Source organism: Microcoleus sp. B4-D4 (assembly GCF_036705185.1).
GTDB lineage: Bacteria > Cyanobacteriota > Cyanobacteriia > Cyanobacteriales > Microcoleaceae > Microcoleus.
Genome location: NZ_JAUBTX010000059.1, coordinates 12,923 through 29,017 on the forward strand (window position 1 = coordinate 12,923; position 16,095 = coordinate 29,017).

At 46.7% G+C, this 16,095-nt stretch carries 9 protein-coding genes; 3 read left to right on the forward strand and 6 right to left on the reverse strand.

Annotated elements, in window-relative coordinates:
* The first annotated feature begins 827 nt into the window (after window positions 1–827).
* Window positions 828–6,323 carry an nSTAND1 domain-containing NTPase gene (locus QUB13_RS26955; protein WP_333387275.1) on the forward strand — a complete coding sequence of 1,832 codons (5,496 nt, stop codon included), beginning with the start codon at window positions 828–830 and terminating at the stop codon, window positions 6,321–6,323.
* 64 nt (window positions 6,324–6,387) lie between these two features.
* Here the strand turns inward: QUB13_RS26955 and QUB13_RS26960 are convergent, their stop codons facing one another.
* The 3 genes from QUB13_RS26960 to QUB13_RS26970 form a co-directional block, all read right to left on the reverse strand.
* Window positions 6,388–7,437 (reverse strand): tetratricopeptide repeat protein, encoded by a 1,050-nt coding sequence (locus tag QUB13_RS26960; RefSeq protein ID WP_333387278.1) that lies wholly within the window; start codon window positions 7,435–7,437, stop codon window positions 6,388–6,390.
* A 110-nt stretch (window positions 7,438–7,547) separates the two neighbouring features.
* Entirely contained in the window at window positions 7,548–8,630 is a 1,083-nt protein-coding gene (locus tag QUB13_RS26965) for a tetratricopeptide repeat protein (protein WP_333387281.1), read from the reverse strand.
* 31 nt (window positions 8,631–8,661) lie between these two features.
* Window positions 8,662–8,880, reverse strand: coding sequence for a hypothetical protein (locus tag QUB13_RS26970; RefSeq protein WP_333387284.1), 219 nt, complete (start codon window positions 8,878–8,880; stop codon window positions 8,662–8,664).
* Window positions 8,881–9,332: 452 nt separating this feature from the next.
* Between QUB13_RS26970 and QUB13_RS26975 the strand changes: the two genes are divergently transcribed.
* A complete protein-coding gene (locus tag QUB13_RS26975) occupies window positions 9,333–10,136 on the forward strand; it encodes a TPM domain-containing protein (protein ID WP_333387287.1) in 804 nt (267 codons plus the stop codon).
* Between the two features lie 216 nt (window positions 10,137–10,352).
* Window positions 10,353–10,976 carry a precorrin-8X methylmutase gene (locus QUB13_RS26980; RefSeq protein WP_194071137.1) on the forward strand — a complete coding sequence of 208 codons (624 nt, stop codon included), beginning with the start codon at window positions 10,353–10,355 and terminating at the stop codon, window positions 10,974–10,976.
* A gap of 258 nt (window positions 10,977–11,234) precedes the next feature.
* Here the strand turns inward: QUB13_RS26980 and QUB13_RS26985 are convergent, their stop codons facing one another.
* From QUB13_RS26985 to QUB13_RS26995, 3 genes are all read right to left on the reverse strand, one after another.
* Entirely contained in the window at window positions 11,235–12,770 is a 1,536-nt protein-coding gene (locus tag QUB13_RS26985; RefSeq protein ID WP_333387289.1) for a hypothetical protein, read from the reverse strand.
* Entirely contained in the window at window positions 12,757–13,113 is a 357-nt protein-coding gene (locus QUB13_RS26990; protein WP_333387291.1) for a hypothetical protein, read from the reverse strand. The genes QUB13_RS26985 and QUB13_RS26990 overlap by 14 nt, the downstream gene beginning before the upstream one ends.
* Before the next feature lie 121 nt (window positions 13,114–13,234).
* The coding region (locus QUB13_RS26995; protein ID WP_333387293.1) for a CHAT domain-containing protein at window positions 13,235–16,095 on the reverse strand (2,861 nt) is incomplete at its 5' end.

Here is a 16,095-nt window from a genome sequence, read left to right on the forward strand (position 1 = left end):
AAATTTTGCAATCGAATAAAGCATCCAGTCAGCGGTTTTTGCCACTGGCTAATTTTTGTTGATTGCTGGGTGCGCGTCGCGACTTTGACGATACAAAAAAAATTACCGCCACCAAGGACTTTCTCCAATCTCTACTCTCATATCTGCAAGGCCAGACCCCCTATATAGCCTCTCTCAAAAAGGTGAGGTTGAGATTTTAGATACTTCGGCTTCGCTCACTACAAGTTTTAGATTGAGGGATTGAGGGATTGAGGGATTGAGGGATTGATACCTCATCGAGAGTGAGAAGTGCCATATAGCAGTTCTCACTCTCATAGCCCTATGCCCTATGCCCTATGCCCTATGCCCTATGCCCTATGCCCTATGCCGGATAGTACCTCATAACAGAGCACAGAAAGGCTATATCTATTTTTACCTGTTGCTCTTAGTCCCAACTAATCCCATCGCGGACTACAATTTTTATAGCTTTTATTTCTGAATTCGTGCTACAGATGGAGTAGGGTTGTTTACTAATAGCTAATTGCCGGTCTTGCTTATAAATTGAGGGTGGATATTTACGGCATATAGTAGTTTATCTGTAACCGAGAAAAATCAAATTAAGCTAACTTGAATTTTTACTGTCAAGTTTCGCATTCTCGGAGATACAGAGGTATGATGTGTTTAGATTAAACATAAAGAATGTGTAAATTTTCATAAAAGCAGTACGACAAACTACGTATTACTACAGATATAAAGCGCCAGACAGGAACGAGCATCTCTAAGTAGATACGGTTTCAGTCACGATCGGCGATCGTTAGGTAATTGATTTCTGCAACAGGGGTGCACGCATGACCGATCTGCTTAAACTACAACAAACTGCCAGCTACAACGAGCGATCGCTCAAAACTCTGGTACGATCCATCGCCATGTCTCAGCAGCAATTTTCGCTAATTTTGGTGCGCTGCAACTACGAACAGTTGCGGCAGCGCTGGGCGCAGCGGCTGCGAGAAATGTCCCCAGTTCCAATTCAAGATATTGTCCTGCCAGCATCCGTCAAAACCCTCTACACTAATCTGGTGGCCAACACGTTACCGAGCGGGTCTTCGGCTGTTGGTTCCGCCTCGGCATTGATGGTATTCGGTTTAGAAACAGTCGTGGCGATCGACGAACTGATGGCCTCTACCAATCAAGTGCGAGACGAATTTCGCAAAAACTTTACCTGTCCAGTGATCCTGTGGGTAACAGATGACATTGTTACCAAAATGATTCGTCTCGCCCCGGATTTCAAAAGTTGGGCCGCCGCCACAATTAAATTTGAATTGGCCGTTGATGAATTAATTCATTTCCTGACTGCGCGAGCCGATACGATATTTAAAGTAGGCGAACTCGATCGAGAATTGGGCAGCAGCACCGCCAGCACCCTCGCTACTTTTGCCAGCGACGAAACCGACTGGGAACAACGCGCACGGGTGGAGAGCAAAATCAGCCCCGCAGAACGCTTTTTCAGCTTTACTTCTCAACCCCAAAACACGCGAAAATCAGAGGTTCACTCCTATTCGCCCTTGAGTCCCGGCAATACCCTCGATTTGGCGATCGGCTCTTTGTCGCGCCGAGAACTAGAATTAGCTTTAAGAGACTTACAAAATCGCGGTCAAGAACTAGAACCAGCCCTCAAAGCCAGCCTGCAATTCGTTCTCGGTCGAGATTACTATGTCAGCGACAAAACCGAAACAGCGTTAATTCACTACCAAGAAAGCTTAATATTTTGGCAGCAGCAAACCGGCAACTGGGAACTCGCTAGGGAACATTCCGAAAACCGACAAACCCTCCCCTCATCCTTATTGAATCCTGTCCCCAACATCTTATTTTTAGAGAGAGAAGGGATAGTGCTGTTTCACATAGCTTTGTGTCACCGCCTGCAAGCAGCCAGAAATCCGGTAGCCAACCGCCACCACTGGGAACAAGCTTGGATTAGCCTGGAACAATCTAGAAACGCTTTTTCTCTGGCTTCGCGCCCCGAATTAGTCGCTGAGGTGACAGCACACCTCGGACAAGTGCTGCAGCGCTTGAAAGCTTGGGGAGAGTTGCAAGCATTAGCTGAAAATTCTTTGCAGTTGCACTTCACCTACGGTACTCCCAGCCAACTAGCTCAAGATTACGGCTTTTTGGCGGAAGTTGCGCTGCAACAGTCGAGGTGGAGTCAAGCCCGCCAGCTAGCCGAATTGGCTTTGGCGATTTTGGATCAAACCCCTAACGATTTGAGATTGTTGATAGAAGATTTGAGATTGGGGTTTGAGGGAAATTACCCAGAATTTGTAGGTACTAGCGAGTCTAGTAACGAACCCAAATCTAAAATCCAACATCCCAAATCCGATCGCAGTTCGTATCTTTTACTGTTGGCCCAAAGTTTGCGGCAGCTAGGCCAGTGGGAAGCGGCGGTGCATTCTTTGGAGTTGGCTCAAACTCAAAGCGAGCCGAAGTACGACCCCCGCCTTTATATTGATATTTTGACCGAACTGCAAGCGGTTTATTTCCAGCAGGGAGAGTATCTCAAAGCTTTTCGGATTAAGAAAAACCAGCGATCGATCGAATATCAATACGGATTTAGAGCTTTTATCGGAGCCAGCCAATTGCAGCAGCAGCGACAAGCCGTCAATCCTTCGAGCCCCTCAGCTCAAAATCAAGCGGCGATTGCAGCTTCCATGACAGCTTACTCCCGCCAAAAAGATATCAATAACTTGCTAGAAAGAATTAGCAGGGACGACCATAAATTAACTATTATTCACGGGCCCAGCGGCGTCGGAAAAAGTTCTCTAGTCAACGCCGGCTTAGTACCGGCTTTGAAAAATATTACTCCGGGCGCCCGCGATACCTTGCCCGTAGTAGTCAAAGTTTACAGCGACTGGCTGATGGAATTAGAAAAGGCTTTGAACTGCGCTCTGTACGACAAACAAGCAGAAGAAGAAAGGAAATTAATCGCCAAAGGGGTACAGGAAATCGACAAAAAAAGTTGCTCGGTTGTCTCAGAGCGCCCATCGGAAAACTCATCTTTCATTATAGAGCAATTGCGCGAAAATGCGGAAAATAATTTGTTGACCGTGCTGATTTTCGATCAATTTGAAGAATTTTTCTTTGTTTCGACTTCCGTGGCACAAAGGCAACTTTTTTATAACTTTTTGCGATTGTTTTTGAATCTGCCTTATGTCAAGATAATTTTGTGTCTGCGCGAAGATTATTTGCACTATTTGCTGGATTGCGATCGCTTCCCAGACCTCGACGCCATTAACAATAATATCCTGGACAAAGGTATTCGCTACCAACTGCGAAGTTTTTCGATGAAAGACGCGCGGGCGGTAATCGGACACTTAACAGAACGGGCCCAATATTATTTAGAACCTGCACTGATCGATGCCTTTGTCAAAGATTTAGCAGACGAACTGCAAGAAGTGCGACCGATCGAATTGCAGGTAGTAGGAGCGCAACTGCAAGAAGAAGGGATTACAAGTCTAGCACAATACCAGCAATTGGGCGACAATCCCAAGGCAGAATTAGTCAAGCGATCGCTCGAAGGAGTCATCTCAGACTGCGGCCTGGTGAACGAAGATGCAGCTTGGAAAATCTTGTTTTCCCTGACCGATGAAAGAGGCGTGCGTTTGATTAAAACCAAACACGAACTATCGTTAGTGACAGGCCAGCAGCCTGCAGCAGACGAAGAAAATGAATTGTTGGCCGGCAGTACGAGCCGAATTCCCTTACAACTAAAATTCGCCGAAAAACCCAAAAGCGCACAAAATAAAACCGACAATCTCGAATTAATTTTAGACATTTTAGTCGGTCACGGTTTACTATTTCTGCTGCGGGAAGCGCCAGAAGACCGCTATCAATTGGTACACGACTATTTAGTGCGGCCGATCCGCCAAAGATTCGGCTTAGAAGCCAGACTGCACAAAGCAGAAGCCGACAAAAAGATGAGTCAAGCACAGCTCTACAGAGCTAATACTTTTCTGAAACAACTGCTGGGAGTAGCAGCGATCGGCGTACTGCTGCTGACGAGTTCCACCATCGCCGCTGTAAACTTTTGGTGGCGCGCCGTCGGTCAAAAACAGGTAGCTGTCGCTCAAACTCAGCGAGCCGAAATCAGTACCCTGACAGCAGCTTCTGAAGCCCTTTATTTTTCAAACAACAAATTTGACGCGATGATGGAAAGTTTGAGAGCGGGTAAAAAGTGGAGACAGATCGAACACTCCCAAGAAATACACGCGCTCAAGGACACCGAAATTCTGATTGCTGCTGCCCTCCAACAGGCCGTTTACGGTGTCAAAGAACTGAACCGCTTGGAGGGACACGGCGATGTAGTTTGGGGTCTGAGTTTCAGTCCAGACGGTCAAACAATAGCTTCGGCGAGCGTAGATAAAACTGTCAAACTTTGGAAAAATGACGGCACTTTGCTGGCAACTTTCAAGGGTCACACTAACAGCGTCGCCAGTGTCGCTTTCAGTCCAGACAATAAAACCGTCGCCTCGGCAAGTTTAGATAAAACTGTCAAACTTTGGAAAACTGACGGCACTTTGCTGGCAACTTTTACAGGTCACACTGATAGCGTTACTAGCGTTGCTTTTAGCCCGGACGGGGAGACGATCGCCAGTGCATCAAGAGACAAAACAGTCAAACTGTGGAAAACTGACGGTACGCTGCTGCGGACGATCGAACAAATAGCTCCGGTAAATTGGCTCAGCTTCAGTCGGGACGGGAAAATAGTAGCTGTGGCGAGCGATGACGGTACTGTTAAACTGTGGAGTTCTGACGGCAGATTAATCGCGACTCTGTGGCACAGCGAAAACAGAAAACCCTCAAAAGTTTACACCGTCAGTTTCTCCCCCGACGGTAAATTGTTGGCCACTGCGGGTGAAGACAAAACGGTAAAAATCTGGAACATCGCTGGGGCGGGCACGGGGACACCGCCCCTACTCCCAGGAACCAAAAAAAAATCAACACAGGCTAGCGGCGAACTGCTAGCAACTTTGCGGGGACACAGCAAGTGGGTATTTGGGGTTAGTTTTTCCCCCGACGGACAAACACTGGCTTCTGGAGGTGCAGACGGAACTGTCAAACTTTGGAATCTGGTTAATGTTGGCGACAAACGTCCCACCGATACTAGCAATATTAAACCGGAAAGCCGCTTGCTGAGAACTTTTGAGGGACACGCCGATCGAGTTACTCAGGTGAGTTTTAGCCCAGACGGCAAAACCCTGGGTTCGGCAAGTTTTGACAAAACAGTCAGGCTGTGGCGAATCGATGACGTGCCGCTAAAAACCCTCGACGGACACCAAAATCGGGTGCAAAGCGTGACTTTCAGCCCCGACGGCCAAAGGCTGGCTTCGGCTTCTACGGACAAAACTATCAAAATTTGGAGCCGCACGGGGGTTTTGCTGGAAACCTTGGAGGGACACACTCAGAAAATCTCCAGCGTCAGTTTCAGTCCCGACGGACAGCTACTAGCTTCTGGGAGTTACGACAAAACGGTGAAAGTCTGGAGTCTCAAAGGTGATGGCGTCAGTAATAGTATTGTCCCTTGTCCTTCTGCTCCGCTGTTCCCCTGTTCGCCTTCTGTGCTGTTCACTCTTGACGGGCACAGCGACAGTGTGATGAGTGTGAGTTTTAGTCCCGACGGCGAGATTCTTGCTTCGGCTAGCAAGGACAAGACTGTGAAACTCTGGACGAGAAACGGCCGGTTGATTAAGACTTTGACGGGACACAAAGGCTGGGTGACTGGGGTGGCTTTCAGTCCCGACGGAAAAATGCTGGCTTCTTCGAGCGATGACGGTACTGTCAAACTCTGGAATCGGGACGGCGGTTTACTGAGGACTTTTGAAGGGGCTCACAACAGTTTTGTCTTGGGGGTTGCTTTTAGCCCTGATGGCAAAATGCTGGCTTCGGCTGGTTACGACAATTCGGTGAAGCTGTGGAAGGTAGACGGGACTTTGGTGGCGACGCTGCTGAAGGGTTCTAGCGATAGCGTGACTAGCGTTGGTTTTAGCCCGGATGGTTTGTTGGTGGCTTCGGGCAGTTACGATCATAAGGTGAAGCTGTGGAGTCGCAGCGGGACTTTGCTGAAAACTTTGACGGGTCACAAGGATAGCGTGATGAGCGTGAGTTTTAGCCCGGATGGGAAGGTTCTGGCTTCTGCTGGCCGGGATAATCGGGTGATTTTGTGGAATTTGGATCTTGATGATTTGCTGGTGAGGGGCTGCGATTGGGTGGGTGATTATCTGAGGACTAATCCTAATGTGAGCTCGCGCGATCGGCGTTTGTGCGAGGGGGTGGTGGCAAAACCTCAGTTTTAGTCATTTGCTCCTTTCATTTTTTCTTGGGATACAGTTGAAACAAGCTCAGTTTTTTCAGGATTTTTTACTCTTTTGCTTCGGGTAACATTAGTAGTAAATCATCAAAACAATCGCTGTTTTTTTGGTAGAGTTCGCATATCTCTCTTGCTGAGTCACCATCAAAAATACAACTTCGCTCTTCAGCCATAGCTGCTAAGTTAAACATTCTGCGTTCTTCTGCTGGCCATCCAATGTCCATCCATTTCTTCCAAGACCAACCCCTTGAATCAAGTTTTTCTAAGTCAATGGAGCGAGCTGGTATTGGCATAGGAGTTTTGAAAGGTGATGGGTCAAGCAATCGGGATTTTTCTTTAGCAAACATTTCTTTACCGAAATCGCTGAAATAATCTAAGTTTCTTTCAATTTTGGCAACTAAGGCTCGCACTTCGCCAAATTGTTCAAAAGTCCACAGCACATTAGCTAACTGATAGAGAATGACAGGATTGGACGGATCGTACTTTAAAGCCTCTCTATACAGTGGCAATACTTTGTTAAACTTTCCCTGCCAAAACCAGAGGCGATTCGCTTCATCAAATAACCGCTTTGCGTCTGGGAACATTAGTTCTAAATACCCAAAACAATTGTCGTTTTCTTGATTGAGTTTGCGTTTTTCTATTTTTGAGTTACGAGTGATAAACGGAAAACTTCGCTCTTCACCAAGGGCCGCTAAGTTAAACATTCTGCGCTGTTTTGCTGCTGATGAAATACTCATCCATTGTTTGTGAGATAAACCCATTGAATTAAGTTCTTCTAAGTCAATGGAGCAAGCTGGTATTGGCATAGGAGTTTTGAAAGGTGATGGAGAAAGCAGTCGGGATTTTTCTCGATCAAACATTTTTTTGCCAAAATCGCTGAGACGGTCTAAATGTTTTTCAATTTTGGCAACTAGGATTCGCACTTCGTCAAATTGTTCAAAAGCCCACAGCACATTCGCTAACTGATAGAGAATGACAGGATTGGTTGGATCGTACTTCCGGGCCTCTCGATACAGAGGTAGCACTTTGTTGAACTTTATATCGCCAAACCACAGACGATTCGCTTCATCAAATAACCGCTTTGCTTCTATGTGATTCATAGTTCTCAACTTCCTCTTTGACTTTGGCAACAATGTGAATTATGGTCTCGGACTAATGTCTTGATGGTAAGGTATTAAGTAAGTTTGAAATATTGCACAGAGAAGTTACCTTAATCTCGTCGCATATAATTTAAGTTCGATCGATCGCTCTCATTCTCGCGTCGCAGCTCTTCTTCCTGCTTAAGTATTTCAGAGTCATACCAACCCGTACCACTGAGATAGGTTTCATAAGCCAAAAGAAACATCCTACGATCTTCAGCAGCAGCACTAATCGCCCACCAATTATTACTATTAAAATTCATCGAATAAAGTTCTTTGAGGTTAATTTCCCAAGCTGGTATGGGCATGGTTGGCGTATAAGAGGGTGGTTGCAGTATATTTTTTTTCCACATATCAAATCGGTTTCTGCCCCTCTCACTCAGACGGTTTTGATGAAGGGATGCCGTATCGAGTGCTTGCACAGCCTCATCGAACCGTTCAAAGGCTCGCAGCACAACCGCAAGTTGATAAAGCATTACTGGGTCAGTCGGGTCGTACTTGAGGGCTTCTTGATAAATTGGTAGAACAAGGTGATAGCGTCCTTCCTTAAACCAGAAATGATTGGCTTTCTCAAATAGCTGTCTGGCGGATGGTCGCAGATTATTTAATATTGCGATATCGCTCTGATTATTACGTCGGGCTTGTTCGGCTTCCCAAGTTTTTTGGAATTTAGAAAAAGGCAGACTTCTGTCATAGGCAATTTCCGCCAAAAGAAACATTCTCCTCTCGCTAGCAGCAATAGCGATTTCCAGCCACTCATTATAATGGAAACTTTTTGAGAGAAATTGTTTCAGGTCGATTTCTATGGCTGGTATGGGCAAGGGCGGTGCATGATAAAGATGTTTCAGCAGCCATTTTTTCCTTCTCTCCAAAAGTTGTCTGCCTATTTTGCCCAGAAGGATTTGGTGAAGGGATGCCATTTCGAGTGCAAGTGCTGCCTCATCGAAGCGCTCAAACGCCCGCAGAACCACAGCCAGTTGATAGAGCATCACCGGGTCAGTGGGGTCGTACTTGAGGGCTTCTAGATAAAGCGGTAGGACAAGGTGATAGCATCCTTCTTCAAACCAGAGATGATTGGCTTGCTCAAACAGCCTTCTGGCTTCTGCTGGGTTGACTGCTTTTACGTCTTGTGGTGGGAAGGAAAATTCAGTCATGGCAATAGGATTGGGTAGGAGTTGAAACGTTTTATGGGAGGTTTTGATGGTAGTTGATTAGGTAGGTATCCAATATTGGTTGAACCATCTCTCTAAGACCGCGATTAATTGTTTGTTTAGCTGAATTTAATAGTTGTTCCAGCCTATCAGCTTGGTTTTCATTGGGTTTCAATAATCCGTCTGAAGTTTCTTCAAGCTGTGCGGCAAGTGTTCTTAATTCCGCAGCTATCTGCTCTGGTGTTTTATTCACCTCGTCTCCAACTCCCGGTAGAAGACTATCGATCGCACATACGGTCTCTCTCTGTTACCCTCGGCTTCAAGTATTATTAATCTGAGATGTTGCACCAATATCAATAAGGGGCTTTTTTGTGGGTGGGGGCGGGTTTATTTAACCTGTCTGCACCCCTTAAAGCTTTGGTGAACCCGCCTCTACAGGTTTTTGATTGCGGGTGCAATATCTGGGATCGATACTCACCCGTCAGGAAATCTGCGCCCTCTACAGTTACAGCGTATTCCATGTTTGTGAAGTGTAGGGACACGGCAGTGCCGTGTCCCTACGGGGAAGCTCAAAACTTTCTTCCCCCAACTCTTCCCCTTGCTCTCGCCTTCCTGTAAAGTAAATAATTGTAAAGAAATATTAGTTTTCTCTTATCCCTTGGTTAAGACCGCCAGCTACCATTGATACCTGAATTAGAAATTCCTATGTCACAGCTTTTCCCCCGCAAATTTCTAGCCTCTGTTGCCGCATTTTTTCTGGCTTTGTCGGTGTGGTCGATCGCACCTGCGGCCCACGCTTTCAACAATCCCGATTTGTTGCCAGAAATTCAGACACCAATCATTGACCTAGCTAAAGCCCTTACGGATATTGAAGAAGAGGATTTGGCAAAAAATTTAAATGAATTTGAGACGGAAACCGGCTGGAAGCTGCGAGTGCTGACTCAGTACGATCGCACGCCCGGTTTAGCCGTCAAAAGTTATTGGGGCTTGGATAGCAAAAGCGTGCTGCTAGTTGCTGACCCCCGAGGTGGCAATTTGCTCAATTTTAATGTGGGCGACTCACTGTATCCGCTGCTGCCGCGCAGTTTTTGGGTAGAACTGCAAACTCGCTACGGCAATCAGTTTTTTGTCCGGGAGAATGGCGAAGATCGATCGATCATTGAATCTTTAGAGTCGATACAAGGCTGTTTGCGTCAGGGGGGGTGTCGTGTGGTTCCCGGTTTGCCGAGGGAACAGTGGGTTCTGACATTAATTTCATCGGTGCTCGGCGGGGTGATCTGCGGGTTTGCCGCTCAGCCCCGGAAACCCGGACAGCTTGTGGCTTGGCAGTGGGCGCTGATTTTTTCGCCGCTGTGGGGGATTCTGTTTTTTGCTTTCGGAATTGGGCCTGTGGTGACTCGGACTTCTGACTGGTTGCCTTTGACTCGAAATGTGGCCGGTTTTGCGATCGGGGCTTTGGTAGCATTCTTAACTCCGGTTTTGGGCAAGTCTCCTTCTGAGGAAAATTAGTTTGGCAGTTGACAGGAAAGCAGTTGGCAGTCGGCAGTCGGCAGTTGACAGGAAAGCAGTTGGCAATTGGTAGTTGGTAGGGGCGGTGGATGGTGCGTGCCCGCCCTCTTAGTCAACAGTCAACTGACAACAGTCAACTATCAACTGACAACTGACAACTGACAAAAAGCTGGTAAGCTGATACTTGATAATTCACAGGCGACAGCTATCCAACAAATGGAATGGCACGTAAGCGATGCCCAGAGTCTGGGATTAATCGATAGCGAAATTGGCGACCACGGTTTTTCAGCGGCGGAGTACGAAATAGTCCGGCGCGTGATCTATGCGACTGCTGATTTTGAGTACAAGTCTTTAATTAGTTTTTCCGATCAGGCTTTGCAAGCCGGGGCGGCGGCTTTGGCTGCTCGAACTACGATCGTAGTAGATGTGCCGATGGTTCAGGTGGGCATTACGCCACAAATTCAAAGTACCTTTGCTAATCCGGTTTATTGTTCGATGGAGGCTTTGACGCGCCCTCAAAAGGAAAAGACGCGGGCGGCTTGGGGGATTGAAACTTTGGCTAAACGCTATCCTGAAGGGATTTTTGTCGTCGGCCAGGCTCAAACTGCTTTGTCGGCCCTCGTCGATTTGATTGAGGCTGAGGAAATTCGACCGGCTTTGGTGATTGGGACTCCTTCAGGGTTTGTGGGGGTTGATGTGGCTAAGTCGCGGCTGCACGATTCGATGGTTCCTCACATTCGGATTGAGGGGCGCAAGGGTTCGGCGGTGGTGGCTGTGGCGATTATGAACGGGTTGGTGGATTTGGCTTGGCAAGCCTACGGTCAAGAGGGGAACAGTTGATCGAGTAGTCCTCAGTCATTAGTCCTCAGTCATGATTGTGGGAGCGATCGCACCTCACAGTAGCGTCAGAGTAATACCAATTTCATAAAGTAGCGCTAGATATTACCCCCCCAACCCCCCCTTATTAAGGGGGGGCTAAGACTTCATCTGTAGCACATCTTTAAAAAAATGGTATAAGGTGCGTCGCCCCCCTACAATCTGGAAGGATCGATCGATCGCGCATCTGAGGGCGGTGCACCCGACAAACCCTACACCACCCTATGAAGGTGGCAACTGCTGCTTGATTTTAGCTAGTAGATGCTTGAATTTGACACCAAACGTCAAGACAAACCAGACTGCACCACCGGCACCCAAACTAATCAACAGTACCAAAACAAAAGGATGAATTTCTACATTCGTTAGTAACGGCCAGTAAAATTTGCGATCGGGCGCGTCTTGTTTGATCAGATAAGGAGCGCCGCCAGCCACTACTCCCGCCACTCCCAAACCAAAGCCCACTGCTTGAATCGTGACTTCTAATTTCGCGTCGCGATAAGCTTCTTCGATCGCCACAACGCCTCGAATTGCTTCCATTGCTTTGTCTAGCAAGCCCGTACCGTGTTTGAAATAAGCTAAATCTGCCTGAATCTGCCTTTGAAACCGCGGGCAGTTTTGCGTACTGAATGCTGCGAGGAAACTTAAATCGGCATCACTATCATTATACTTTTTACTCGATTTGATGTCAAGACTTATTTCATTTAATTTATCTGTGTAATTTTGGGTATTAATGGCGATCGTATTTTCGCGAAACTGCAAATCAATCAGCAACCGCGCATAGTTCACAGCCCGCGGCGGCAACTCTATCATTTGATTGGCCAGATATTCCAATTCATCCTCATTTAAACCCGCACCTTTCGATTGTCGTTGCCGAGCCCTATCCCGCTGCAAATACTTAAAAGTCTTGTCAATATCCAATTCAATTTGCTTGTACTCCTCGCGAATCACCAGGTAAAGCTTGCGGCAGTCGCGATCAGCCCGAAGAATCTTATTGCGGTACAAAAACAAATCCATAAAATCATTATAGCGCGTCTCATCCCAGATATCATCGGTTGTCGGACTGTTAAAAAACCAGATAATTACGTGACAGTAATTATCGGGCTGATTGAGATTGCCATACTCCAAAATTGGACTGCCGAATAACTCGCCTTGACGACAGAAATCCGGGCGACTGTCACCAGAAATAAAGTTTTCCAGACACTGTTTCCCCAAACCTTTGAGAAACTGCGAATCATCCCGCGCCGTTTGATTTTGTTCCACACTCAGCCAAGCCGTAATCAGCAGAGTTTGCCCGAAATAACTCTGCACAAAATCCGGCAGCAAGCAGTTACCGGGATTAAACTGCTGGAAGATGCTAACATCCACAGCAGGTGTTTTATTGCCTCGATCTTTTTCGGGAACACGAATTTGCAAACCCAAGGCATAACTGTCATCAATTCGCATCGGTAGCGCCCAACCCTTGACAGGAATTGGCTGATTGTCAACCGAAATCTCCTTACCAAAATCCAGAGAATTGCGACCGTTAACTTTTGATTTATCGATCAGGTTAACACGCCCGCCGACAGATTCATCTTTTTTGTGCAAATAGCTGTCATTAAATTTGTTACTGACTGCTAATTTAGCTTGCAAAATCTCATCGCATTTCTGCCACAAACTGCCGAATTCCACAGGAGAATTCGACTCTGACTCTAGGGGGTTGCAGAGGTGGAAGGCAAACAGATAAACGTTGGGGGCATAGATTTTGTTACTTGGAGTCATCGCTGGTATCTGATTGATTTTCTGCGGCGGCTAGAAGTTTTTTGTAACTCTCTTCAATGCTGGTACGCAGAGTTTGAGTAATATTGGTTAGCGGCTGCATTGTCGTTGGGGTATGTTCGCCGACATCTTCGATTTCTTTCCGCGTACCATCTCTTAATATTTTTCCCAAATCGTGTTTTATACACCAAGTTTTGATTGTTTCGGCAATGGCTGATTCATTATCTGCTAACTTTAGTATGTCTGTGTTTAATTGAGGTAAATCTTGCCATGCTGTCGGCTGAAAAACTTTCGGTTCTTTGTTCAGCAAGTAGATAAAACTGGCTATATCTTTGTGAACAGTCATATAACAATTCTCCGTTAATCAAGGTTTGTAGGCAAGGGTGAAGAAACCGGGTTTTTTCGGGGATTTCAGGCTATCAACGAGTATTTTGGTAAAAACCCGGTTTCTGCCTGAATGCCGAGCCCTAGTATCCAGTAGCACAAAATGCTGCCCAATATTCGGGGTCTTTAAATGGTGGTTTATCCTTTGAGGAATAGCTTAACCACTCTTGGACTGTTTCCATACATTTTTCATCTAATTTTAACAATCCTACCCAAACTTCAAAAAGCTCGCGACTCACCCCGCGCATCCAGTTTTGCGCCGCATTCAAAGCAATCGCTACTGAATCTGCCTTGGGCAATTCTTGATAAAACTTTATCATCAAAATTGCCGTGGCAAAATCATCGACAGCCCACAGACTGCTGACAACATTCATGCTACCGGCATACAAGAAAGCGCTGGGTAAACCAATGTATTCATCAGTCATGGCGGTTGAAGTGGTTAACCCGGTTTCGCAGGCGGAAAGTGTGACGAGACTGCACTTTGGTAACTGCAATTCGCCAAAGATGTCGCGCAGGTTGAGACATTTTTCGGGGTGGGCTTTTCTGGTGTTGCGTAGGGTGATGTAGCGCTTTGTTTTTAGCCCATCGTCTTCAATCCCCCCCTGAGCAAGGGCATTTTCTTCTCTTAGCCCCCCCTGAGCAAGGGTGTTTTCTTCTCTTAGCCCCCCCTGAGCAAGGGTATTTTCTTCTCTTAGCCCCCCCTGAGCAAAGGCGTTTTCTTCTCTTAGCCCGCCCTGAGCAAGGGCATTTTCTTCTCTTAGCCCGCCCTGAGCAAGGGTGTTTTCTTCTCTTAGCCCGCCCTGAGCAAAGGTGTTTTCTTCTCTTAGCCCGCCCTGAGCAAAGGTGTTTTCTTCTCTTAGCCCCCCCTTAGCAAGGGGGGGTTGGGGGGGGTTAATTTCTGGAGCTTGGGCGAGGTTAATTTCCGCCCTTGGTTCCAGGGAATCGGCCAACACTAGGGATGACAGCAGCGGATAGTCAAAGTCGAATACACCGTGACAGGAAAAGTGCAGGTAGTTGGCATTTGCGAGGTTTTCTCGGTTTTGGTTGAGGGCGGTTTTTGTGGCTTGTTTTCTGAGTAATATTTGATGCAAGTCGCCGAATCGGGTTTTGATGGTTTCTACTTCCATATCGGCGTTGAATAAGTCTTCGGTGGGATTCTGGAGGGCGAAGAATTGTTGTTGATTTGGTGGGATAGATTTTCTGGTGGCGGTGCGGTTTTTTACGAGTTCCAGCAGTTGCAAACTGGGGGCATATTTCACGCCCTCTGGGAAGCAGTCTAACAAGTACCTCGTAGGGGCGGTGGATGGTGCGTGCCCGCCCTCTGAGGTGAATGGTAGGGCGTGGAGGGGAAATAGGTGCAGGTAGCGGTGGGGTACTAGGATTAGTTGTTTGCTGGTTGGGGGGATTTTGTCTGCTATTTCTTTGAGGCGCAGGATTTGTGAGAGTTGTTCGAGTTTTTGGGAGAGGGTTATTTGCCAGGTTTTGTTGGTTTTTTTGTCGCGGTATTCGTCGATATAGTTGTTTTTCCAAGTTTCTAATTCGGCTATTTCGGTTGTGGTATATGCGATTAATTCTATGTTGTCGCGGGTGATGATGAATGCAAATCCACCCGTAGGGGCGGTGCCCCCGTGCCCGCCCGAACCGATGTACCATTCTATAATTGCTGTTTTTGGATCTAATGTTTTCTGGAATTTGGCGATGTCTGTGGGTTGGATTTTTTGAGTTAGCTTGAATTCTGGTTCTCGCTGTTTGAAGGTTTCTAGGAATTGTTCTAGTTGCTGTAATGCTGTTGCTAATTTTTCCTGTTGTTGTTGAGAAAATTCGGGAGTCTGGGTGCGGGTTTGGGTTGTGCGTTGCGGGGGAGAGTCTGGAATCTCGCCCGGTTCTTGGATTGGAACCCCCCCCGGCCCCCCCTTGGTAAGGGGGGGAGAAAGAGGGGAAATAGGGGGAGAAACAGGGGTTTCTGTTTCTAGGGATTGTTGGATGGCGGCGATTTGGCCGCGCAAGTCTCTCAGTTGTTGTTTTTCCGATTCGGTGGCGGTTTTGGGGTAGATTTCGCTGTTGGTGAAGAGTTCGACTAGGTAGCGGGATTTGCTGCGTTCGATTGTTTGAATTGCTTTGTGATATTGTTGGTGGTTGATGCAGGATTGCATCATTTTTTCGTAGATGTTGAGGTTTTCTTCGATGATTTCTCGTTTGCGGTTTTCGGAGGCAATCCACTCGCGGCTTTGTTCGACTGCTTCGATGGCTTTTTCGTAGCCGAATATGGCGGTTTCCCACAAGCTTTCTGCAAATCCTAAATTGCCTAAGTTTCGCGCTGCTTTCAGACAGCTAAGGGGTAAAGCATCTGGTTTGAAGATTTCTAAAGATGATTTAAAACATTTTATTGCTTCTGAAATTAGTCCTTTTTCCTGATAAGCATAAGCAATATTTTCTTGAGTCATTGCCCAATCTTGGGGAAAAGCAGCGCGGGTGTAAACTAATAAAGCCAATTCATAACAGGCGATCGCCTTTTCGATATTCTCGGCTTTGTCTTCCTTGATTCTGTCTTTGTAAGCTACTGCTAAATTATTTTGAGTCATCGCCCAATCTTGGGGAAAAGCGGCGCGGGTAAGAACTTCTAATGCCAATTCATAACAGGCGATCGCCTTTTCGATATTCTCGGCTTTGTCTTCCTTGATTCTGTCTTTGTAAGCTACTGCTAAATTATTTTGAGTCATCGCCCATTGTTGGGGAAAAGCGGCGCGGGTAAGAACTTCTAATGCCAATTCATAACAGGCGATCGCCTTTTCGATATTCTCGGCTTTGTCTTCCTTGATTCTGTCTTTGTAAGCTACTGCTAAATTATTTTGAGTCATCGCCCATTGTTGGGGAAAAGCGGCGCGGGTAAGAACTTCTAATGCCAATTCATAACAGGCGATCGCCTTTTCGATATTCTCGGCTT

Excerpts from the sequence above, each read along its gene's own strand:
- QUB13_RS26955 (WP_333387275.1), top strand. The coding sequence starts at position 828 with ATGACCGATCTGCTTAAACTACAACAAACTGCCAGCTACAACGAGCGA.
- QUB13_RS26980 (WP_194071137.1), top strand. The coding sequence starts at position 10,353 with ATGGAATGGCACGTAAGCGATGCCCAGAGTCTGGGATTAATCGATAGC.
- QUB13_RS26985 (WP_333387289.1), bottom strand. The coding sequence starts at position 12,770 with ATGACTCCAAGTAACAAAATCTATGCCCCCAACGTTTATCTGTTTGCC.
- QUB13_RS26975 (WP_333387287.1), top strand. The coding sequence starts at position 9,333 with ATGTCACAGCTTTTCCCCCGCAAATTTCTAGCCTCTGTTGCCGCATTT.
- QUB13_RS26960 (WP_333387278.1), bottom strand. The coding sequence starts at position 7,437 with ATGAATCACATAGAAGCAAAGCGGTTATTTGATGAAGCGAATCGTCTG.
- QUB13_RS26990 (WP_333387291.1), bottom strand. The coding sequence starts at position 13,113 with ATGACTGTTCACAAAGATATAGCCAGTTTTATCTACTTGCTGAACAAA.
- QUB13_RS26965 (WP_333387281.1), bottom strand. The coding sequence starts at position 8,630 with ATGACTGAATTTTCCTTCCCACCACAAGACGTAAAAGCAGTCAACCCA.